This is a genomic window from uncultured Bacteroides sp. (genome assembly GCF_910586915.1).
Classification (GTDB): domain Bacteria; phylum Bacteroidota; class Bacteroidia; order Bacteroidales; family Bacteroidaceae; genus Bacteroides.
Genome location: NZ_CAJULN010000001.1, coordinates 49,604 through 71,234, shown reverse-complemented (window position 1 = coordinate 71,234; position 21,631 = coordinate 49,604). Strand labels below are relative to the sequence as shown.

Annotated in this window: 16 protein-coding genes; 6 read left to right on the top strand and 10 right to left on the bottom strand. The window is 50.7% G+C overall.

The window, feature by feature from the left end; translation table 11 throughout:
* The first annotated feature begins 247 nt into the window (after positions 1–247).
* Both rbr and QZ331_RS00315 read left to right on the top strand, forming a co-directional pair.
* A complete protein-coding gene (gene rbr / locus QZ331_RS00320) occupies positions 248–826 on the top strand; it encodes a rubrerythrin (protein WP_294626947.1) in 579 nt (192 codons plus the stop codon).
* A gap of 190 nt (positions 827–1,016) precedes the next feature.
* The gene (locus tag QZ331_RS00315; RefSeq protein WP_294626945.1) at positions 1,017–1,433 is read left to right on the top strand and encodes a polymer-forming cytoskeletal protein; all 417 of its coding nucleotides are present in this window, start codon (positions 1,017–1,019) and stop codon (positions 1,431–1,433) included.
* 172 nt (positions 1,434–1,605) lie between these two features.
* Here the strand turns inward: QZ331_RS00315 and nadB are convergent, their stop codons facing one another.
* Positions 1,606–3,177 carry an L-aspartate oxidase gene (nadB, locus tag QZ331_RS00310; RefSeq protein ID WP_294626944.1) on the bottom strand — a complete coding sequence of 524 codons (1,572 nt, stop codon included), beginning with the start codon at positions 3,175–3,177 and terminating at the stop codon, positions 1,606–1,608.
* Positions 3,178–3,283: 106 nt separating this feature from the next.
* On the opposite strand from nadB, the gene QZ331_RS00305 reads away from it, so the two are divergent.
* The 4 genes from QZ331_RS00305 (at position 3,284) to QZ331_RS00290 (ending at position 7,372) form a co-directional block, all read left to right on the top strand.
* Positions 3,284–3,703: a PH domain-containing protein gene (locus QZ331_RS00305; RefSeq protein ID WP_294626942.1), complete on the top strand. Its 420-nt coding sequence runs from the start codon at positions 3,284–3,286 to the stop codon at positions 3,701–3,703.
* Between the two features lie 130 nt (positions 3,704–3,833).
* Positions 3,834–4,745 carry an Rpn family recombination-promoting nuclease/putative transposase gene (locus QZ331_RS00300; RefSeq protein ID WP_294626940.1) on the top strand — a complete coding sequence of 304 codons (912 nt, stop codon included), beginning with the start codon at positions 3,834–3,836 and terminating at the stop codon, positions 4,743–4,745.
* 41 nt (positions 4,746–4,786) lie between these two features.
* Positions 4,787–6,130, top strand: a complete 1,344-nt coding sequence (lpdA, locus tag QZ331_RS00295; RefSeq protein WP_294626938.1) for a dihydrolipoyl dehydrogenase — start codon at positions 4,787–4,789, stop codon at positions 6,128–6,130.
* A 33-nt stretch (positions 6,131–6,163) separates the two neighbouring features.
* Positions 6,164–7,372, top strand: coding sequence for a TlpA disulfide reductase family protein (locus QZ331_RS00290; RefSeq protein ID WP_294626936.1), 1,209 nt, complete (start codon positions 6,164–6,166; stop codon positions 7,370–7,372).
* Positions 7,373–7,467: 95 nt separating this feature from the next.
* Here the strand turns inward: QZ331_RS00290 and QZ331_RS00285 are convergent, their stop codons facing one another.
* The 9 genes from QZ331_RS00285 to QZ331_RS00245 all read right to left on the bottom strand — a co-directional run bounded on the left by QZ331_RS00285 (position 7,468) and on the right by QZ331_RS00245 (position 21,631).
* Positions 7,468–9,225 carry a PKD-like family lipoprotein gene (locus QZ331_RS00285; RefSeq protein ID WP_294626934.1) on the bottom strand — a complete coding sequence of 586 codons (1,758 nt, stop codon included), beginning with the start codon at positions 9,223–9,225 and terminating at the stop codon, positions 7,468–7,470.
* Between the two features lie 12 nt (positions 9,226–9,237).
* Positions 9,238–10,074 carry a DUF4843 domain-containing protein gene (locus tag QZ331_RS00280; protein ID WP_294626932.1) on the bottom strand — a complete coding sequence of 279 codons (837 nt, stop codon included), beginning with the start codon at positions 10,072–10,074 and terminating at the stop codon, positions 9,238–9,240.
* A gap of 23 nt (positions 10,075–10,097) precedes the next feature.
* A complete protein-coding gene (locus QZ331_RS00275; protein WP_294626930.1) occupies positions 10,098–11,729 on the bottom strand; it encodes a RagB/SusD family nutrient uptake outer membrane protein in 1,632 nt (543 codons plus the stop codon).
* Between the two features lie 12 nt (positions 11,730–11,741).
* Positions 11,742–15,044, bottom strand: coding sequence for a SusC/RagA family TonB-linked outer membrane protein (locus QZ331_RS00270; protein ID WP_294626928.1), 3,303 nt, complete (start codon positions 15,042–15,044; stop codon positions 11,742–11,744).
* A 24-nt stretch (positions 15,045–15,068) separates the two neighbouring features.
* On the bottom strand, positions 15,069–16,256 hold the full coding sequence (locus QZ331_RS00265) for a FecR domain-containing protein (protein WP_294626927.1): 1,188 nt from the start codon (positions 16,254–16,256) through the stop codon (positions 15,069–15,071).
* Between the two features lie 221 nt (positions 16,257–16,477).
* A complete protein-coding gene (locus QZ331_RS00260; RefSeq protein WP_294626925.1) occupies positions 16,478–17,062 on the bottom strand; it encodes an RNA polymerase sigma-70 factor in 585 nt (194 codons plus the stop codon).
* 97 nt (positions 17,063–17,159) lie between these two features.
* The gene (locus QZ331_RS00255) at positions 17,160–18,533 is read right to left on the bottom strand and encodes a hypothetical protein (protein ID WP_294626923.1); all 1,374 of its coding nucleotides are present in this window, start codon (positions 18,531–18,533) and stop codon (positions 17,160–17,162) included.
* A gap of 243 nt (positions 18,534–18,776) precedes the next feature.
* On the bottom strand, positions 18,777–20,153 hold the full coding sequence (locus tag QZ331_RS00250) for a TlpA disulfide reductase family protein (RefSeq protein ID WP_294626921.1): 1,377 nt from the start codon (positions 20,151–20,153) through the stop codon (positions 18,777–18,779).
* A complete protein-coding gene (locus QZ331_RS00245; protein ID WP_294626919.1) occupies positions 20,153–21,631 on the bottom strand; it encodes a RagB/SusD family nutrient uptake outer membrane protein in 1,479 nt (492 codons plus the stop codon). The genes QZ331_RS00250 and QZ331_RS00245 overlap by 1 nt, the downstream gene beginning before the upstream one ends.

The window sequence follows — 21,631 nt, the reverse complement described above, 5'->3', positions numbered from 1 at the left end:
TTTATGAGTTGTTATTGTTGGATATTCCTCTTTTCTGCAACGTAGGGGGTGCAAAATTACTGAAAATAATCGGAAAAAGTATGTTGTTCAGCATATTATTTGCCGATAATCGGGGTTTGGGTGATGCTTTCGGAAGGGTATGGGCGAAAAAAAAGAGGCCGGCTTTGAACAATTCGCTCCGTTTTTTGTTTCTATAGTACAAACAGGTTACATTTGACAATCATTTATTAAAAATAAGAAAGAGATTATGACTAAGAGCATCAAAGGAACTCAGACAGAAAAGAATCTGCTGACTTCATTCGCAGGAGAATCACAGGCAAGAATGCGTTATACCTACTTTGCCAGCGTGGCAAAGAAGGAAGGGTACGAACAGATTTCCGCCATTTTTACTGAAACAGCCGACCAGGAGAAGGAGCACGCCAAACGTATGTTCAAGTTTCTCGAAGGCGGTCCGGTGGAAATCACTGCCTCTTATCCCGCAGGCGTGATTGGCAATACGCTTGAGAATCTTCGCGCTGCCGCAGCAGGCGAACATGAAGAGTGGTCGCACGATTATCCTCACTTCGCAGAAGTGGCCGAACAGGAAGGTTTCCCGATGGTAGCTGCCATGTACCGCCATATTATGGTGGCGGAGAAGGGACACGAAGAGAGGTACCGCGCTTTCATCAGCAATATCGAGAATATGACCGTCTTTGCCAAAGAAGGCGAAGTGGTGTGGCAGTGCCGCAACTGCGGTTATATCGAGATTGGCAAGGAAGCTCCTGAGGTTTGTCCCGCTTGCCTGCATCCGCAAGCCTATTTCGAGGTGAAGAAAGAGAATTATTGATAGACAGTTGTCAGGACGGTTAGTCTCTCCTGTCAGTCATAAACGGCCGGGTCCTCAGGTAATGGGGGCCCAGCTGCGTTTATAACCGCAATGCAGTGGAATTCTTTCCCTCATGTTTGAAAGTTCTTCTTTTTTGCGTATTTTTGCCCAATCCGACGGAAAAGAACGATAACTTTATATAAACACACATATGTTTGGGACAAAGAAGAACAAGGAAGCCGATTTTATTACAACGGCTGAACCTTTAAAACTGACAACCGTAGCCACAGGAACGGTTTTGAAGGGCACGATTGAAGTAGAAGGAAGCCTTCGGGTGGATGGAGTCATTGAAGGCGACGTGACGTGCCATAAGATGGTGGTGATAGGTCCGCAAGGCACAGTGAGGGGAAATATAACCTCCAATTCGGCAGTGTTGCAAGGCACGCTCAAGGGAGATATACACATTGCGGACCTGCTGACACTTAAGTCGGGCTGCCTGCTCAACGGGGATATCTATACCTGCAAGCTGGAAATAGAACCGCAGGCACGTTTCAACGGAACCTGCAATACGATTGAGGAGAAACAGCCGCAACAGCAGGCCAAAGCTACGGAAAAACCTGCCAAATAGGATTCCGGAAACTGTTTGCAGCCTTATAATCAACTCATTGCAGCATCTATATGTGCTGGATGCAGGACATATAGATGCTGGACATTGGACATATATGTCCTGCAAGTAGGACATATATACCGTGCAAACCGGTCATATAGCAGGTGAAAATAGCGGATAACCGCTCTCTTTCCTATTTCTTGGCGTGCGGATAATCTATCGTATAATGCAATCCGCGGCTTTCCTTGCGTTCCATCGCCTGGCGCATAATCAGATAGCCTACATTCACCATATTGCGCAGTTCGCAAATCTCCCTCGAAGCCACACTGCGCTTGAAGAGGCTTTCGGTCTCTTCGTAGATAATGTCCAGCCGGTCCCACGCACGTTTCAGGCGGAGGTCGCTGCGCACGATACCCACGTAAGTGCTCATAATCTGGTTGACCTCTTTGATGCTTTGCGTTATCAGCACCATTTCTTCCGGCGAGCGGGTGCCTTCGTCATTCCATTCCGGAATCTCCTCGTTGTAGGTATATCGGTCTATCACTTGTAGGCTGTGTTTGGCGGCGGCGTCCGCATATACTACGGCTTCAATCAGCGAGTTTGAAGCCAGTCGGTTTCCTCCGTGCAGTCCCGTACACGAGCACTCTCCCACTGCGTAAAGGCGTTCGATGGAAGACTGTCCGTTCAGGTCGACGAGGATACCGCCGCAAAGGTAGTGTGCCGCCGGAGCTACCGGGATGTACTCTTTGGTGATGTCGATGCCTAAACTCAGGCACTTTTCGTAGATGTTGGGGAAATGCTTCTTGGTCTCTTCCGGGTCTTTGTGGGTGACGTCCAGGTAAACGTGGTCGTCGCCACGGTTCTTCATTTCGTTGTCGATGGCACGTGCCACGATGTCGCGCGGAGCAAGCGAAAGTCGCGGGTCGTACTTGTGCATGAACTCCTTGCCGTCAAGGGTGCGCAGAACGCCTCCGTAGCCGCGCATGGCTTCCGTGATGAGGAACGAAGGACGGTCGCCTGGGTGATAGAGGGCGGTGGGGTGGAATTGTACGAATTCCATGTCTTTCACCGTGCCTTTGGCACGGTAGACCATAGCGATGCCGTCTCCCGTTGCTACCAACGGATTGGTCGTGGTCTTGTAGACGGCTCCTACTCCACCGGTAGCCATCAGCGTCACTTTGGCCAGGTACGTATCCACCTTTCCGGTTTTCGGGTCGAGGATATAAGCGCCGTAGCACTTGATGTCCGGTGTCTGGCGGGTGACGGTCATTCCCAAATGGTGTTGTGTCAGTATTTCAATGGCAAACTGGTTTTCGATGACCGTGATATTGGGGTGCTGTTGCACGGCTTTAATCAGGCTGTCCTGTATTTCGGCTCCCGTGTTGTCTTTGTGGTGAAGGATGCGGAACTCCGAGTGCCCTCCTTCGCGGTGCAAGTCAAATTCGCCTTTCTCGTTCTTGTCGAAGTCTACTCCCCACTTTATCAGTTCTTCGATTTGTGCAGGAGCTTCGCGCACCACTTTTTCCACTGCGGCACGGTCGCTAATCCAGTCGCCGGCGTTCATGGTGTCTTCAATGTGCTTGTCGAAATTGTCTACCACCAGGTTGGTCACAGACGCTACTCCTCCTTGCGCGAAGTACGTATTGGCTTCTTCCAGCCCGCTTTTACAGATAAGAGCAACTTTACCTTTGTGCGCCACTTTCAGCGCAAAACTCATGCCGGCAATTCCGGAGCCGATAACGAGGAAATCGAATTTTCTTACCATATATTTTGTTATTTAACCCTGCAAAGCTACAAAATAACTCACTTCGTTGTACTTTTCGTTGTCATTAATTCGTAAAATTGCTACCTTGCGGGCAAAATCAGACAAGATGAATCGAATTTTTCATGCACGCATCGCGTGGTATCATTATTTTCTGCTGGCAGTGCTCACGGTGAATGCCGTGGGGGCTTTGTGGACGAAGGCGGCTTTGCTGGGTGTGTTGTTTATGCTTCTGCTTATTGTAGTCATCGAGTGGGTGATACATACCACATATACGCTGACTGCGGACGGGATGCTGGTAGTGAACAGGGGGCGGTTCGGCCGCAAGCGGCAGATTCCTTTGCCGGAGATTACCTCCGTGCAGCAATGCGCTTCGATGCGTTTCGGACGGTTCGTGCTCACCCGTTATGTGCTGATAGGATACGGCAAAGGGAAGTACGAAGCAGTGATGCCCGTCAAGGAGCGTGAGTTTATGCAACTGCTCGAAGCCCGTCTCTCCGGTTTGTCGTCCGGCGGCGTTCGTCCCTGAACGCTGGTATATACATTCCGGGTTCATCCGTAGGCAAGGGGGAATGAAAACCGAAGAAAAGTTATGCCGGATGATTGCAATGCGGAAAAGAACCCGCTACCTTTGTCAATAATCAATATATAGATAAGTTATGGAAGATTTGCAGGACAGATACATTCGTTTCGACTGGGCCATCAAGCGCCTGTTGCGACAGAAGGCGAATTTCGATGTGCTTGAAGGATTTCTCACCGTCCTGATAGGCGAGAAGATAGAGATCATGGAGATTCTCGAAAGTGAGGGAAACCAGCAAAGTGCCGACGATAAGTTTAACCGGGTAGACATCAAGGCACGCAACAGTAAAGACGAAATTATCATCATCGAAATACAGAATACCCGTGAGTTGTATTATCTGGAGCGTATCTTGTATGGTGTGGCAAAAGCCATTACCGAACATATCTCTTTGGGTGATCCTTATCACAAAGTGAAAAAAGTATATTCCATCAGCATTCTTTATTTCGACATCGGCAAGGGGACGGATTATCTATACCACGGTCAGAACCAGTTTGTAGGTGTCCACACAAAAGACTATTTGCAGGTGAATGTGAGGGAACGCGACGCTATTGTCACTCGTATGCCTTGCGAGATATTTCCCGAATATATTTTAATTCGCGTGAATGAGTTCGACAAAGTGGCGGTTACCCCTTTGGAAGAATGGATAAAATACTTGAAAGACGGTACCATACGACCGGATACCACCACTCCCGGATTGAGCGAAGCACGCGAAAAGCTGAAATATTTCTCCATGTCTTCCCAAGAACGGCAAGCGTATGACGAACATATCAGTGCCATGAAGATACAGAATGATGTATTGGATTCAGCTAAATTGGAAGGTCGTTTGGAAGGCAGGGAAGAAGGTCGTTTGGAGGGTCGTTTGGAAGGCAGGGAAGAAGGTCGTTTGGAAGAAAAACGACTTATGGTCTGTGGTTTGAAGGAGCAGGGCGTTTCCGTTGAAATCATTAGCCAGGTGTCCGGTCTTAGCATGGAAGAAGTGTTGAAGATGTAGTTTTTTTATTGAATTAACCAACTTATTTAAGCAGAGATATTATGAAATATCAAGTGATTATCATCGGCGGCGGTCCTGCCGGATATACGGCTGCCGAAACTGCCGGCAAAGCCGGTTTGAGCGTATTGCTTATTGAAAAGAACCATGTAGGCGGCGTTTGTCTGAACGAAGGATGCATCCCGACCAAAACCCTGCTCTATTCGGCTAAAACCTATGACAGTGCGAAGCATTCGTCGAAATATGCGGTGAATGTGTCCGAAGTCTCTTACGATTTGCCAAAGATTATAGCCCGTAAAAGCAAGGTAGTGCGCAAATTAGTGTTGGGAGTGAAAGCAAAGCTGACCTCAAACAATGTCACCCTTGTATCGGGAGAAGCGCAGATTGTAGATAAACACACAGTCCGTTGCGGTGAAGAAACCTATGAAGGCGAAAACCTGATACTCTGCACCGGTTCGGAAACCTTCATCCCTCCCATTCCCGGTGTGGAGACGGTGGATTACTGGACGCACCGCGATGCATTGGACAACAAGGAACTGCCCGCTTCTCTTGCCATTGTCGGCGGTGGAGTGATAGGGATGGAGTTCGCCTCTTTCTTCAACAGCTTGGGCGTGCAGGTGACGGTAGTCGAAATGATGGATGAAATCCTGGGCGGAATGGACAAGGAGCTGTCTGCCCTGCTGCGTGCCGAATATGCCAAACGGGGTATCCGGTTTCTGTTGGCTACGAAGGTGGTCGGCTTGTCGCAAACGGAAGAAGGAGCAGTTGTCTCTTATGAGAATGCAGACGGCAATGGTACACTTGCGGCGGCAAAGCTATTGATGAGTGTCGGCCGCCGTCCTGTGACGAAAGGCTTCGGGCTTGAAAACTTGTCGTTGGAGAAAACAGAACGCGGCACTATCCGCGTGAATGAGAAAATGCAGACCTCCGTGCCTAATGTCTACGTATGCGGCGACTTGACAGGCTTCTCCCTGTTGGCCCATACAGCCGTCCGCGAAGCGGAAGTCGCTGTGCATTCCATTCTCGGCAAGGAAGATGCAATGAGCTACCGTGCCATTCCGGGAGTGGTCTATACCAATCCGGAGATTGCAGGCGTGGGCGAAACGGAAGAATCGGCAGCCGCCAAAGGCCTTGACTGCCACGTAATCAAATTGCCGATGGCGTACTCCGGACGCTTTGTAGCAGAAAACGAAGGAGTGAACGGCGTCTGCAAAGTACTGCTCGACGGGCAGCAACGCGTGATTGGAGCACACGTATTGGGCAATCCGGCTTCGGAGCTCGTCACGCTTGCGGGAACTGCCATTGAGCTGGGATTGACGGCGGAGCAATGGAAAAAGATTGTCTTTCCCCACCCTACGGTTGGCGAGATATTCCGCGAAGCATTGTAGACTAAATATACCCCATCAAGAAATCAGAATGATATGACAAGAAAGAAGATTGTTCCCGCCCTGCTGGCAATGTTGCCGTTTATGATGTGCTGTTGCACGGCAGACCGCAAAGCGGCAGTTCCGGCAGGCGAGTATTGGATTGAGGGAGAGTTGGCAAATTCTCCGGATAGCGACAGTATAGTGATTGGGCTGTACGAAGATGAAGGAAGGACGTTCAAACTTTTGGCGCAGGATACGCTTGTCGGTGGTAAGTATGCTTTCCGGGATACGGTGTCGGCAACGAAGAAACGGCTGATAATGTCCGATAATAGAGGATTTCCGGGTACATGGTTGGAAGTATGGGTAGCTCCGGGCGAATACATCGAAATCAGCGGCGAAGACAAACTGGTGAAGACTTGGAAGGTAGTGAGCGACATCCCCGAACAGGTGGAAGAAAACCGTTTTACAGCTTGCGCATTGCCTCAGCAAAAGGAACTGATGCGGCTTATGGCAGCAGAATATGACTGGCAACGGCTGATGTTTATAGACCATGCAGGCGATGCGGCGTTCGAAAGAAAAGGCTGGGCAAAGATAGACTCTATCCGGAAGTTGTCTACCCCTTTGCGGCAAGAAATCTGGAAGAAAGAGTTGGACTATATGCAGGAGGCTCCTGTCTCGGAAGTATGGATGGACAAGCTGCTGACGTATGCATCCATGATGCAGTATAAAAGCGTCATGCCTTATGCCGAAGAGGTGAAAAGCCTTTATGCGCGAATGCCGGACGCCGCAAAGGAGACAGACGCCGGACGGGAGATTACCGCCTACGTTTATCCGCCCGTCGCGGTGGGAATAGGAGACATGATGGCAGACGGCGATTTGTACGATACGAACGACTCTCTCCGCCATATCTCCGAATTTAAAGGCAAATTCATCTTGCTGGACTTTTGGAGTAGCGGTTGCGGTCCTTGCGTAGAGTCTATCCCGGAGATGGAGAAAGTGACTGAAATGTATCAGGACAGGCTGGAAGTAATCAGCATCAGTGAAGATCCGAAAGCACGTTGGAAAGAGTATGTCAAGAAGAAAGGAATGGGCGGCAACCAGTGGAACGAACTTCGCCGGGGACGTACGGGGCTTGCTGCGAGCTATCAGGTGAAAGGGATTCCTCATTATGTGCTTATCGCTCCCGACGGAAAGATTAAAGACGTGTGGGAAGGGTATGGCACCGGTTCGATTTTGCAGAAGATGGAGAAGAATTTGAAATAGAGAAATACCTGTGATAATCATAAAAAAGAAACCGTTTACAGCATATTTGTAGACGGTTTCTTTTTTATGATTATCACAGGATAAAATGTTCTTCCTTATTGTTTTTCTTTGTATGTCACATCTTTGATTCGGGCGTATCCCTTAAACTCCCAAATTCTCTCTTTGTCATTATCGTCGAGGTCTTTTATAATATTCATGCCCATACCACCATTTGCTATGTCATAGAAGCGGAGAACACCTCCGTTTGTATCTTCTGCGGTGTTGTAGGAAGCTACAATCAGTTGTTTTTCACGATTCAGATAAATTGTTCTGAGTTCTTCGTCAAACTTGCTTAAGAAGCTGTTTCCTATGTATCCTCCTCCTCCGAATACGTCTTCGTAAATATTAAACTTGAGCATCGTTACTTCTTCTTGCGGCGAAAGTGTTTCCACTGTTTCTACTGCATTGGTAGTGAGGTTATAGGAATATATATTGTTCTTATAAGCATAGTATATTATCGGGTATTGCGAACTTGCGGTAAAACAGTCGGCTTTATCGAAATCGGTTGCCCGGATGTCTGTATAAGCAGCCACTTGTGTGAACTTGTTGGAAGAGGTTACTTGTATGACGTACACATGGCGTTTTGCTCCATCCTGCATGATACAGTATATATATCCGCTGTTGGCTGTGCTAAGCATGGTCACCAAGTCCATGTTGCCGGTTTCATAGCTGAATTTCTTCGATTCCGGGTCGGTCAGCGGATAGCACTTTTGCGTTTTTCCTTGATTGTCGGCAGAGATTAATCCTTCAGTATCCCATCCGATAAAGCGATGGTTGTCAATGTCGTAGAATAATGCGATACCGAAAGTAGGAGCCGTACTGCAATCTTGCAGAGACCGTCCTACGTGGGGAGCCACCCTGTATGTCGGTGTTTCGCCACGCTCGGGGGTATTGATAGGATACTCGAATCCGGCACCACTGGCAAGCATGAACCATGCATACGCATTTCCTTCTTCGGAGATGCAGATGGAGGCGCATTTTTTTCCTAAAGCTCCCCGATTTTCGTTGGTCGGTTGTACAGGGATGCTTACGTATTCTACAATATGGTCGTTGGTACGTGCAAGGAACTTATTCGATGTAAGTTCTTCGGCTCCGGATACTTTGGTAAATTCCCTATAAGCATATTTATGTTGTTTGGAATCTTCATTGTCAAAGTCTGCCGTAGGAGCGATGTAGGCACCGGTCTTTGATAGTAAGATGATGTCGTCGCCTATATTCGAGTTGCGCGTTCTGTAGTACCCTATGTTGGTAGCTTGGCGCAGTGTCGGAACGGTTTCGTCGATTTCTATCACATTGTATGCAGGGAGAATACGTTCTGTTGAGATGTGTGCCAACATATCCATGCGCAGTTTTTCTTCCGGTCCTTCGTTGCAGAGCACCATCCACCCTTCGGAGGTGATGGTGGTGGCATTGATACGGAATAGTTGCACGGTTTTCACATCGGTACGTTTGTCGGTTACGCTGAAATAACAGTCGTGTGTTCCACTGCTTAATGCAGCCAACATATAGAGGTCTTTTTCATTGCCCATAGTTATCCATCTTCCGTTTGCTTTTCTCTGATAAGAAAATTCGTAGTTGGGGTTGTCGGCGTCGATGGTACCTTCCAGAGAAGAGACGATTGTCGGTTTGAAGTCAATGTATTCGGCTCCGGCAAGCAGAGATTTATATTGGGGGATACCTGTTATCTCTATGTTGTTCTTTTCGCTATAGTCGTAATTGCCTTTGTCGTCCGAGCAAGCGGCGAAAGCAACCAACAGACTTAGGCAAAGAGTGTATATCGTTTTTTTGAATGTATTCTTGTTCATATCTTTCATGTTATTGAGATTTTAGTTGTTTCCTGAGAAGTCCACTTCGTATGGAGCCGGCAATTGCATATACGATCCGTCGTCGTCCAATACGGGGTTTCCTTCGTCAAATCTGCGTTGTAATTCCGTTTGCAGTTCTTTGGCATAGAATGGCATACGTCCTTCTTTTACTTTGTCGGTCTCGAATGGTCCCCAGTCGTCGTTGCTGAATCCGAAGAATGCGTTGATATAGGAATATTTGGTGGGATTCCATGCACCGAAGTAGCTGTCGGCTTTTACTCGTGCCCATCCAGGAGGAAGTGAGTATATTTCGTCGATGGTGAACGAATAGCGTGCACCGTCCAGTTCTTTGGCCGTTGTATTTTGCCATGAATTGCTTGATTTATACACTTCCAGTACATTGAAATGTTCGTTCGGTTCCAGTTTCAATGTCAAGGTCAGTGCTTCGTCTCTGATTGCTTTGGAACGCAAGAAACGTACGCCTATGGTTCCTTGATTCTCTCCTGCCTTGATTTTCAGTGTATCGAGGTCTATTTCGTAGTCTCTTCCTTCCTGCATGGTGGTGTTTTCGGTATCTACTGTTACTTTGCACATACGGTCGTAGTCGGTCACCGAACCAAGCAGTTTTACCGGTGCTTTGAACACGACGTTTTTCCATGCTTCCGGGTCTTTTCCCATGAAAGAGAATTTGGTGGAAGTGGAGTAACCCGCCGAGCCGTCGGCGTTGGTAAAGGTTTGTTCCTGGAAGTAAATTTTCGCTTCATCCATTTCGTAGATATCTATTGTCTCTTCTTTGCAGGCAGAAAAGGCTGTGGAGAAGGCAACAAGCGGTAATATCCATTTATATTTCATATTCATTGTTTTTGTTTTTTGGGTGTTGATTAACGGTTGTCTAATTCGTCCTTAGGTATCGGAGCTACGAAACGTGCCTCTTTGGTTGCATCGTCTGCTTTGTCTTTGTAGTCGTAAGAAGGCGGAATAAAAGGCGGCAGTCCCGGGCTGGTCATTGTTTTCACCTCTTTGCAGCCGTTGAATTGGTTGTCAAATCCCTGGTTGGTACGTTTGAAGTAGAAGAACTTCTGTCCTTCTCCCGGAAATTCGCGGGTATATTCCTGGTTGAGGAATGTCTGTAGCCACTCCATGCCGTAGTCGGCGCCATATGTGCCTAAGTTTCTTCTTTGCCGTGCTCTGTCTACATATCTTTGGCCCTCTAAAGTGTTGCCTTGTCTGCCTAACGCTTCTGCGGCGATGTAGTATGCTTCAATCAATTTGATGGATGAGCAGAAAGTGCCGTAGAACTTCTGTGCCTGCAATATACTGGTGTCGTCTTTGTCGGCAGCCGCATCGTCTTTGTCTTTGTCGTTGATGTCTTTAAATTTGGTCAGAGCCATAGAAGGTTCTTCTTCCAGTGTTTTTCTGTCTTCCCATTGCGAACTGAGACGGATGTCGCCGGCATCGGGTGATGCAAAAAGTTGTCCGTCAATGTATCCGGTGCGGGGTACTAACAGGTTCTTGTAGCTGTCTTCTTTGCCAAAACTGTATTTGTATATCAGTCCCCGGTCTTTGTTGTAGAAACCGAACAGTGTTTCGGTAGAGAACATACGGTCGGGGTCGTTTTGGTTCTGGAGCAGTTTGCTGAAGTCTACCACGGGGAAGTATTCGTCCACCTTTGCGTCTTCCGTCAGTTTGCGTGCTTCTTGAAGGGCTGCATCGAAGTTTTCCGCCCACAGGTATGCGCGTGCTGTAAGCAGGACGGTGGCATAGTAATTGAGTCGCAGTTGGCGGTAACGCATGGAGTTGTCCAGTGTTACCTTGTCATATTCGGCTCTCGGTCCTTCGGTGACTACGGGGTCGGAGTTCAGCAATAACTCTTCTGCATCTGTAAGGTCACGCAGGATGTAATTTTCCAAAACGTCCCGAGCTGTGAGGAAAGGCAGAATATCCGTTTCAGTACTTTCGTTGTAAGGGATACCTTGTCCTTCCGGATTGTTGGTATAAACCGGACCGAACAGGCGGAGAAGGTCGAAATGCAGCATGGCGCGTGCTGCCAGCATTTCGCCTTTCAGCATAGCATATTCCTTGACGGGAAGGATATTGGCCGTTACGGCATCCTCTTCTAAGTTTTTCAGAATGACGTTGATGTTCATGATGACTTGGTAGGCGTCTCCCCAAATGCTGGCAAGGGCTTTGGACACGCTTTCCTCGGTATAATCCCACTTGGTCAAGGCTCTGAGGTATTTGTAGTGGGCGGCTTCGTTGTCTTTCTCCACTTGGTAGTACTGTCCGAGGATGTCAATCAGTTCGTATGACAGATATTTCCCGTACAGGCTTCCTCCTCCCATGCGGTTGTAGACACCGTTGACTGCGGCGTAGAAGCCGTCTTTGGTGGCAAACTGTTGCTTTTCGCTTTGTTTGTCGTTGGGCTGTGTCTCCAGCCAGTCGGTACAACTGCAAAGGCATCCGCCAATCAGCAAGATGACCGACCATAACATCATATATCTTTTTCTCTTCATAGTGGTACGTTTTTAAAGGGTTAATGAAAGGGCAAATGATACGCTTCGGGCGTACGGATAGGAGGTTCCCCGTTCCATCTTGATGGTGGTGAGACGGAAGATGTCGTTCATGTATGCATTCAGGCGTATGGAGCCGAGTCCGAAACGGCGTGCCACTTCCGGGTCGAATTCGTAACCTATGCGCAGAGATTCGAGCGACCACGAGTTGTCTTTCTGTACAAAACGTGAGGACATGGGCGTAGACATGGAGTTGGCGATGTCTTTAAACTGCGCCTTGTCGCCCGGTTTTTCCCATCTGTCGTAGAGTGCACGCTTGTCTTGGTTGTAAATCAACTGGTTGTTGCTGATGTTTTCCACCTTGTTGAAGAGTACGCTGTTGAAGGCGTATCCTCCCATTCGGTAACGGAAGTCCATGTTGACGGAGAATCCTTTCCAGGAGAAACTGGTTCCCAATACACCTTCTGCCGTGGGGCGTGCGTTGGCTATGACTACTTCGTCGTCGTAGGAGAAGTCATAAGTCAGCTCACCGTTTTTCTTGATGAATATCTCGCGGCCGGTAGCCGGATCGATTCCGGCGGAGCGTACTGCCCAGATGTCGTCGGGGTCGGCTCCGTCATAAAAACGTTTGGTCGATCGGTTGTCGCCTTCTCTTTCCGAGGAGTTGAAAGATTCCAGTCGGTTGCCGATGCCGGAAAGTTTGTTGGAACCGGTGCGGAGGGTACCTCTTACCGACCACCAGAAACGTTTCTGCATTTGGCGGATGATGTAGTAGTTGGCCTGTGCGGTGAACCCTTTGGAGGTTTGCTTACCGAAGTTTTTGTAAATCATGTTTCCAGTGGCTCCCGAAGAGGGCGGCATATAGATGGAGATAAGCAACGGGTCGGTAGTCTTGTAGTAGTAATCGCCCGTCAGCGTCAGCCGGTTGTCGAGGACGGTGATGTCGAAACCGATGTTGCGGTCGACCGTTGTTTGCCATTCGAGGTTGGGGTTGCCAAGCTGTGCCAGCGAGGTAGTCATTCCGAAGTAGTTGAACGAGTTGAAGTTGTAGCGGAATGTCGTGATGGTGGGCGACGACGAGAAGTTCTGATTGCCCGGATTACCTACCGACGCACGTAGTTTCAGCATACTGACGCCATCGAAATTGTTCTTGATGAATTTCTCGTTGTGCAGGTTCCAGGCAGCTCCTACCGCCCATGTGCCGATGTAATGTTTGTTGATACCGAACACGGAAGAACCGTTCACGCGGTAGCTGAAGTCCAGCATATAACGGTTGTCGTAAGCGTAGTTTCCGATGGCATAGGCGCTCACGGAGCGGTTGGTCGTTTCGTAGTAGTCGGGTTTGCCACCTTCCGGATAGCCGTTGGAGAACGATGGCAGTGTGTAGTCTCCTACGGGGAATCCGATGGCGGAGTATCCGTTCGATTTGGTATCCTGTTGTGAGATGTATCCTCCTGCCGCGATGTTGAGTGTATGCACGTCTTTGAACACTTTGGCGTAGGTCAGTGTCAGTTCGCCTTCGTATTTGTTGTTTTTGCTTTCGTTCCATGTGTACGAGCCGCGTTTGGTGTATTCGGTCTCTTCAAACCGGGTATCGCGTGGCGAGCTGAATGCTTTGCTGTTGCTGTTGGAGTGTGTAAAGCCAAAGCGGGCACGCACTTTCATTTCGCTGATGGGCATATATTCGATGATGAACTTATCGGACAAGGAAAGACCGCCGCTTGTGTTGTAGCTGTTCTGTGCCGCGTTGTATAGTGGGTTGGCAGCATGGATATCGTTGGTGTATTCCAGCCATTTCTCCACTTCGCCTTCCTCATTGCGTTTGGTGTAGTACGGGTTGGCTGCTGCGTATTGTGAGAAATCCACAATCGGATTTTTGCTGTCCGTGTTGTCCATGTAGAACTTGTTTATGAATTGGAGTTTCTTCAAGCGGTAAGTCAGGTCGATGTTTCCACTGAAATTGTCACGTTTAGAATCCTTCATCACTCCCGATATTCCGTTGTAGGAGAGCCCGATACCGAACATGAACGCTCCTTCGCCACCGTCGGCGTAGACCGAGTGGCGATGATTGAGACCGGTTTGCAGCGGTTCGGAAAGCCAGTAAGTATCCACTCCGCGGGCGATGTCTGCCAGTTTGTTGTTGTAGGATTGCATCAGACGGATTTCCTGTTCAGTGCCGGAGAAGTTGCTGTATCTCCCCACCAACCGCTCAAACTCCAGTTTCTCGCGTGCATTCATCAGATTATAGCTGGTGAGGTCGGCCCAGGAGATGTTGGCACTTCCGTTGTAGGAGAGATTAAGTTTGCCCGATTTCGGTTTCACGGTTTCCACCACTACCACACCGTTTGAAGCCTTCGAGCCGTAGATGGCTGTAGAGGCTGCGTCTTTGAGGATGGTGATGGAGGCGATGCGGTTCATATCCATGTTGTAGATGGTTTCGAGCGAAGACTCGAAGCCGTCGAGGATGAAGAGCGGCTGGTTGGGGTCTTCGGCCAGTTCGTCGCGGGTGCTGATGAGGCTCGACTTGCCGCGTATTTCGATGTCGGGCATACGGTTGGGGTCCGAGCCGAAGGCGCTGTTCTCCAAGACGTTGAACGAAGGGTCGAGCGTTTTCAGGCTGGCGATGGCGTTGGTCGTTCCCACGGCTTTCAGCTCGTCGGCGGTGAAGGAGGAGGCGGAGCCGGTGAAGCTCTCTTTCATCTTGTTGACCACGCCGGTCACTACCACGGCGTCCAGTTCGTTCACGTTTTCCACCATGACGATTTTCAGCGTGCTTTCACCGTCGTAGACGATGTTTTGCGTTTTCATGCCGATGGAGGTGAAGTTGAGCACCGTGCCGTGGGCGAGCGGTTTGCCGAAGGCGAAGTTACCGTCGATGTCGCTCACCGCCCCCTGGCTTTTGTCGCGGGTGAAAATGTTGACGCCCGGTATTCCCTGTCCCTCTTTGTCGAGCACACGGCCTTTGAGCAGCGTAGTGGCAGGAGCATCCTTGCCGTTGGCAGAGGTGATGACGATGGTCTTGCCCTTGATGTTGTAGGAGAGTCCGGTGCCGGCAAGCAGCTTCTCCATCACCTGCTCGATGCCCACGTTCTTGAACGACGCCGATACGCGGATGCCTTTCAGCAGCGATGTGTTGTAGAAGAGCTGGTATTTGTACTGCTTGCTCAGTTTCTCCAGTACTTCGGCCAACGGGCGTTTGTTGGCGGTCATCGTGATGGCGTCCTTTTGTGCGCTTTGCGCGCGCACTTCCGGAGCCGAGAAGGAGAGGATGAATGCGAGTAGCATCATGAGTCCCCGTGAGATAAATCTTACTTTCATGTAGTGCTTTTTTTATGATTAGACTTAATGTTCGTTCTCTTTTTCGCGTACGTCGATTTTCTTCTCGCCGTGGAGATGGAAGTCGAGTTCGTTGGTCATGCGCAGCGTTTCGAGCGTTTCGGCGAGGGGTTGCTTGCGCGAGAGTATGCCCGTGTAGCGTATGTGGCTGATGTCGTCGCTTACGGTGATGTCGACGTTGTACCAGCGTGATATTTTGCGCATGATGTGGTCGATGGTTTCGTTGCAGAAGATAAACTCGTCGTTGGTCCAGTCGGTGTCGGCGGCGAGGTCGGCACTGGTCACGGTGTGCTCGCCCGTGGCGTGGCGGTAGGTGAACCGTTGCCCGGGCAGCAGGGTGGCGAGGGGCTGTTTCTCTTTGCGCACGGTTATGCTACCTTCGGTCAGGGTGATGGCCGTTTCGTGTTCTTCGGGGTAGGTCTTGACGTTGAAGGCGGTGCCCGTCACTTCGATTGCCAGTGCGTCGTCCAGTTGCACGACGAAGGGCTTCGCCTTGTCGGGCGCTACGTCGAAATAGGCTTCGCCGCACAGCTTCACCCGTCGGGCGTGCGCCTCGAAGTGGGCGGGGAAGAGCAGTTCGGAGGCGGCGTTGACGTGTATGGTTGTTCCGTCCTCCAACGTCAGGCGGTGTTCGCCGCCGGCGGGGACGATGAGTTTGATAAGCTGCCGGCGGTCTTGCGGCAGGCTGATAGCCACCTCTTTCTTACCGTCGCCGGTGGTGTTGACAAGGCGGTTGCCTACTACGGAGAGTTGTTTCTCTTCCAGCGTCAGGCGGTGTCCGCCGTCGGTGCTGATGCTGGTCTTTTCGTTGCCGGGGATGGCGGCGGCCCATTGCGGCAGGGGGCGTTCGGCTTGTTGCGGTGCAGTCAGCCGGGCTATGCCGAAGAGTAGCACGAGGATGGCGGCAATACCTCCGCACAGGCGGCAGAGCGTGGCGGGAGTGATGATGCGTTTGCGCGGTGCGGGCGGCGGAAGCCGTCGGTGCAGTTGCCGCAAGGCCTCTTCGGGGTCGATGGATTCGCGGAAGCGGATTTCTTCTGTGAGTGTCTGCTGCCTGCCGATGCTTTCGTACAGGGCAGGCGATTGCTCTTTCCACGCTTTCAGCAAGGGGGAATCGGGTGTTTTTCCTGTATATAGCTCGCGGGCAAGTGCTTCGGCCAACTGTATGCTTTCTTTCAGATTGTTGTCTGTCATTAAGATTAATCAATGTTGTATTCTTTAATAAGAACAACTTAAGGGCAGATGAGTATGATATGAAAGGGCGTTTTTTTTCAATTTTCGTTTGTTTTATTAAGAAACGGGTGGTAACGCATCTATGCGCTGTGTGCAGGAGATATATGCGCTGCGTGCAGGATATATAGCTGCTGCGCGTAGGATATATGTCTCCTGCACGCAGCGTATATAGGCCTTGCGCGTCAGCAGTTAAGGCCCGCGAAAAGCAGTGAGTACAGGAGGAAGCGCAGCTCTTTCAGCTCGGTGCGCAGCTTGGCGTAGGCGTGCATCTTGTGCGACTTCACGGTGGGGAGTGATATTTGCAGCAGTTCGGCTATCTCCTGGTTCGATTTGTTTTGCAGCGTGAGGAGTATGATTTTCTGTTCGCTTGGGGTGAGTTCCTTTATCTTGGCGTGGAGCATGGCCGACACCTCCTCGCGGATGACACTTTCGATGGTAAACTCCTCGCTTTGCATCTTTTGCAGTTCCCCGTTGGCATACCGGGCTTTCACGTCCTCGTGCTTGAGGTAGTTGATGACGCGGTTGGAGATGGAGCGGTAGCAGAAGGTTTTGGCGGCAAGGCAGGTGGGGAAGTTGGCACGCTGCTCCCAAAAGCTCACGAATACGTCTTGAACGATGTCGCGTGCCTCCTCTTCGTTCAAGCAATACCGGCAGGCAAAGGAGATGAACGTAGCGTAGTGCGTTTTGAAGAAGTGGTCGAACTCCTCTCTGCTACTTGCTCCTTTGTCTGCCGGAAGGGTGATATTTCGTTGCTTTGTTCTACTCATAAAAGTCTATTTATCGCAAAAATACGCATTTTTTTTGCCTGAATGAACTTTATGGTAGTTTTTTATGGTTTCAGTGCCGCTTCGTTTGCGGCGTGGCCTACCAGGCTACCTCTACGGCGGCGGGATAAATGCGTTGCGGGTCGAAGAAGGTGGCGCAACTGTTTACCAAGTGTTTGAGGTCGGGTTTCACTTTGCCTTCAAACACCTGCTTGCCGTTTACCGTCACGGTGACCTTCTGTTTCAGGTCTACCAGTTCGCTGTTGAGGTAGAGCAGCACTTTGCCTTTGGCGGCGGGCGTGTAGCTCTTCTTGAATTTCAGTTCGATGCCCCAGTGCGGGTCTTTCTGGATGGTTTCGTAGGTTACGTCGTCCACGTTGAGCGCGATGTGGTTGCCCTCGATGGTCATTTCGTAGCGGGTACGGGCGTCGGCCGAGGGACGCTCTTTCACAACGAGGTTGTAGAAACCCTTGCGGTGCAGGCCGTCCATTTCGAAGTCTTCCCACAGCACGTATTTCGGGTAAGGGTTGCGGGTGTACTGCTTCAGCCACGGCGTGGTGGGGCGGTAGTCTATGGAGTGTCCGCGGTTGGGAATCAGTTCGATGCGGTGGGTGAAAAGCCCTGGGTGTTCTTTCTGCAGGCGTTCAAACTCGGCTTTGACATAGCCCGTCAGCATATTGCGGTAGAATCCACGGTCGACGGCTCCCGTGAGGAGCGAGAAGGCGATGTTGGCGCAGTTTTCCGCCGGTGCGTTTTTCAACGGTTCACCGCCTGCCATAGGGCCTGCTCCGGCGAGGTAGTCGGCATAGAACGAGGCAAGGCGCTGGCTGCCGTAGCCACCTTCGGAGATACCGAAGATGTACACCCTGTCCGGATTGATGTCGCCCGAGGCGAGCGCCTGGCGGAGCAGTTTCTCCCAGGCAAACTGTTTGGATTTCTGCCACCAGCGGTAGTATTCGCCTTCGTTGGGTATCTGCGGGATGAAGTAGGCCGACGGGGCGTCGTCGAACATCTGGCATATTTGGAGTCCCGTAGCCCACTCCGCCGCTTTCGGGCCGGAGCCGTGGGTGTAGAGGAAGAGCGGGTAGCCTTCATCGGGCTTCGCTGTGCCTTTGCTGCCCCAGTAGTAGGGCATCACAGCTTTCGGTTCCAGTTCGGAAGGGAGGTTCCATTGGGCGTTAGTCTTGTCCGACAGGGGTTGCAGGGGCGACAGCTTCTCTTCGTCCAGACGGCTGTTGGCCGTTTTCCACGCTTCCCATACCCGTTGGCGGTATTCGTCTGTCTTCGACAGGCTGAGCCGTTTTCCCTGTGCGAAGGCGGGGGCTTCTCCTGCCGATGTCAGGCAGGTGGTGAAGTAGTTGAGCAGGGCGGTGTTGTCCTTGCCCGCATTGCCGGCGGTGGCGGTGTTTGCTCCTGCTAAGCAGAAGAGCACGCCGCATAGGGCGGCGTTGCGCATAGCGTTCATAGCTTTCATGGTATTGTTATGTATGGTTGATAGTTTGTCAGGTTGATGGCGGCAAAAGTATGGATTTACTTTGAGATGCAAAACATTTTGACGGGTTTTATTTGTAGCATTACAGATTGGCACAGATTGACACCGATTTCTTTTAGTCTGATTATGAACTGTTAAGACGAATCGGTGTCAATCTGTGCCAATCTGCGGTGAGTTACGGTATACCGCCTGCCTTTCCGGTGGAACTGTTCGGTTTCCGGTGGCTTAATCCAGCAATTTCAGCAATTGCCGGTAGAGTTTGGGGTCGGAAGGACGTTTGGCGAAAGCATCCACAATCTTTCCCTGCCGGTCGATGATGACGATGCGAGGTACCGAACGTATTCCGTAGTGTTTCGCTATGTCCGACTTGAAACCCTTTGGCACGTTGAGTTGCAGGGTTTCCCCGTGCTTGTCTTTCACAAGTTCCCTCCACGCTTTGAGCAACGGTTCGCCGGTGTCGAGCGACAGTGTGAAGAACTGTATCTCCTTGCCCTTCATCTTCTCTGCCAGCTTCTCCATGTGCGGCATTTCCGCCTTGCAGGGGACGCAGCCGCTAAACCAGAAGTCGAGCACCAGCACCTTTCCGGCATAGTCGGCCGAAGAGTACGTCTTTCCGTCGATATCGTTGGCGGTGAATGCGGGCGCCGTGTTGCCGCGTGTGATGTTGGCGTAGTGTGCCTTTATTCCGTCGTACTGCTGTGCCAGTTGCGCCAGTTCGCTGAGGAATGCTTCGCTATGCACGGGCACGGCAGCCTTCGCTACCGACAGGTACACCGGAAAATCGTCCGAGTAGCCCGCCTTCAGTATTTGTTTCAGATAACGTATCAGGAAGGCGGCCTTCACCTCATTGTCCGATATTCTTGCCGCATACTGTGCGAGGAAGTTCGTCGGGTCGGGTTGCCACTCGCCGTTCTTCTCCAGCGTTTCCATCGACTCGCGCATCACGCTGAACCATTTGGGGTAATACAGCAGCGCGGCATCCTCATACCGGTTCTTCCGTACATCGTCGTAATAGCCCGCCGGTAAGTCCAGCTCCTTTTTCATGAACACGCGCATCAGATTCGGGCCGTTTAGCAGTTGGTGGAGGAATGCATATTGGTAATAATACGCGTGTATGTGCTTGAACTCGTCGGGCAGGTCGGACGCCTTGAGTGCATCGAGCAACTCTGCAAGTACTCCGTGCTGATACTCCAGCCACTCTTCGGAGTAGGGAGTGATGTGTTCGGGGCTTTTGAATACCGAAGAGTGCTGCTGGATGAAGCGGTTGATTGCTGCATTGTCTCCTTCGAAGGATACTTTTCCGTCCTTCTCCCCGATGCAGCTTGTAGAGCCGGGAGTGACAAACACGGTCGACATACTGCTGTTGGACGCCATGTAATAGTAGTAGGCAGGCTTTTCCAATGGCAGCGTTACCGTCTCTCCCGGCTGCACTTCCCGGTAGCCGTGCACCGTGTCGCTTTCGCTTTGGAAATAGATTTTCTTACCGTTGGTCTCCGCCTTGAAGGTGATGCGTGCCATTTTGCCGTCGGAAGAGGAGGCAAACCCCTCTGTATAGGTGAATATACAGAGAAGTGTGGCTATAAATAGAGTAAATGTTTTCATTATTTGCTGTTTTGTATTAAGTTACTGTTTTGCATGGCCGATACGGGGAACGGGAACGTCAGCAGGTGCGAACCGGGCTGAAGAGTGTATGTCTCTCCGCCGATTTCCCGCGTCAGTGTCTCGTTGAATTCGGTGCAGAAACGGCGCATATCGAAGAACCCGTTGCTGGTGAACAGCAGTTCGCGTTTGCGTTCTTCGCGCACGATTCGCATGGCATCGGCATCGTCGGCAGCCGTGAGTGCGGCGTAATACTTGGCTATGATGCGGTTCTTGCGCACTTCGTTCACGTATTTCATGGCGTTCTCCTTGTCATTGCGGCGTGCGTAACACTCGGCAGCCATCAGATAGACTTCGGAGAGCTTGATTCCCGCAGGGTTCCAATGGTAGCCGGCACTTAGACTTAACATGATGCTTCCCGGTTCGGCGGTAGGCCGTGTGGGAGTTGCTCCTAAGTTGAAGGTATAGCGCAGGTCTTCCTTCGGTTCATACAAGTCCATTACCGGCTTGCGCACCATATTGGGAGAAGGGTCGAACTGTGTCAGTCCGTTCTGCGAGAGAAGGTTTTCGGCATCTTCATACGGGTGGTTGAAGTACATCATTGAAGTGAACATACGGAACATGGAGTACATGGGCATTCCATATTCTATCATCTCTTCTGTGTACATGGGGTATAATTGCAACATATAACCGACTGCTGCTTGATACTCCGTATTCATGTTCCACAATCGGTGGCGTCCTTCGCCTTCCGCTTCCTTGATACCGTCCAGCGATGCTTGGAGCGCTTCGTCGAATTCCCTCTTGAAGAGGTGCACTTTGGCTTTCAGCGCGTAGCCGAACGACTTGTCGGGGCGGAACGTATTCATTGCCACGTGCGGAAGATGGGGCAAGGCCTCCTCGATGTCGCGCTGAATCAGCCGGTAGGCATCGGCCACGGTCGACTGCACACCTTTGGCTTCCATATCGAAGTCTTCGCGGAGGATAATTCCGCGGTCCTGCTCTGCCGTTGCCGGATTGTAGGGCTTGGCGAAGGTGTTGATAAGGTAGAAGTAGGCATACGCACGCATGATTTTGGCCTGTGCCATACCGTAGCGTTTATCCTCTTCGCTTCCTTCGGAGTCGTTGATGTTTTGGATGATGATGTTGAAGTTGGATATCTTTTTATAGCACATGGTGTACATATCGTCGCTTCCGGTGGCTATCATGTAGGCGGCGCGGTCGAACTCCTCGTCCCAATAGAATGCTGCCGAGTTGAGCGGCGCGGAATAGTTTTCGAGCAACTCCATGTTGTGTGAGGTAGCTTCGCCGCACAGATACCATTCCGACTGGATGGGATATCCGTAGACGTCTTCAATCAGTCCCAGATAGTCGCTCGTCTGATTGAGCACGAACTCTCCTTTGGGGACGAGGTCCAGGTAGTTGTCGCAGGCACTTAGGCCGAGGGCTGCGGCTATGCAGCCGATGATGATATTTCGTTTCAT

What these genes read in the sequence shown, in the direction of transcription:
- rbr (WP_294626947.1), top strand. Translation starts at nt 248, where the DNA reads ATGACTAAGAGCATCAAAGGAACTCAGACAGAAAAGAATCTGCTGACT.
- QZ331_RS00315 (WP_294626945.1), top strand. Translation starts at nt 1,017, where the DNA reads ATGTTTGGGACAAAGAAGAACAAGGAAGCCGATTTTATTACAACGGCT.
- nadB (WP_294626944.1), bottom strand. Translation starts at nt 3,177, where the DNA reads ATGGTAAGAAAATTCGATTTCCTCGTTATCGGCTCCGGAATTGCCGGC.
- QZ331_RS00305 (WP_294626942.1), top strand. Translation starts at nt 3,284, where the DNA reads ATGAATCGAATTTTTCATGCACGCATCGCGTGGTATCATTATTTTCTG.
- QZ331_RS00300 (WP_294626940.1), top strand. Translation starts at nt 3,834, where the DNA reads ATGGAAGATTTGCAGGACAGATACATTCGTTTCGACTGGGCCATCAAG.
- lpdA (WP_294626938.1), top strand. Translation starts at nt 4,787, where the DNA reads ATGAAATATCAAGTGATTATCATCGGCGGCGGTCCTGCCGGATATACG.
- QZ331_RS00290 (WP_294626936.1), top strand. Translation starts at nt 6,164, where the DNA reads ATGACAAGAAAGAAGATTGTTCCCGCCCTGCTGGCAATGTTGCCGTTT.
- QZ331_RS00285 (WP_294626934.1), bottom strand. Translation starts at nt 9,225, where the DNA reads ATGAAAGATATGAACAAGAATACATTCAAAAAAACGATATACACTCTT.
- QZ331_RS00280 (WP_294626932.1), bottom strand. Translation starts at nt 10,074, where the DNA reads ATGAATATGAAATATAAATGGATATTACCGCTTGTTGCCTTCTCCACA.
- QZ331_RS00275 (WP_294626930.1), bottom strand. Translation starts at nt 11,729, where the DNA reads ATGAAGAGAAAAAGATATATGATGTTATGGTCGGTCATCTTGCTGATT.
- QZ331_RS00270 (WP_294626928.1), bottom strand. Translation starts at nt 15,044, where the DNA reads ATGAAAGTAAGATTTATCTCACGGGGACTCATGATGCTACTCGCATTC.
- QZ331_RS00265 (WP_294626927.1), bottom strand. Translation starts at nt 16,256, where the DNA reads ATGACAGACAACAATCTGAAAGAAAGCATACAGTTGGCCGAAGCACTT.
- QZ331_RS00260 (WP_294626925.1), bottom strand. Translation starts at nt 17,062, where the DNA reads ATGAGTAGAACAAAGCAACGAAATATCACCCTTCCGGCAGACAAAGGA.
- QZ331_RS00255 (WP_294626923.1), bottom strand. Translation starts at nt 18,533, where the DNA reads ATGAAAGCTATGAACGCTATGCGCAACGCCGCCCTATGCGGCGTGCTC.
- QZ331_RS00250 (WP_294626921.1), bottom strand. Translation starts at nt 20,153, where the DNA reads ATGAAAACATTTACTCTATTTATAGCCACACTTCTCTGTATATTCACC.
- QZ331_RS00245 (WP_294626919.1), bottom strand. Translation starts at nt 21,631, where the DNA reads ATGAAACGAAATATCATCATCGGCTGCATAGCCGCAGCCCTCGGCCTA.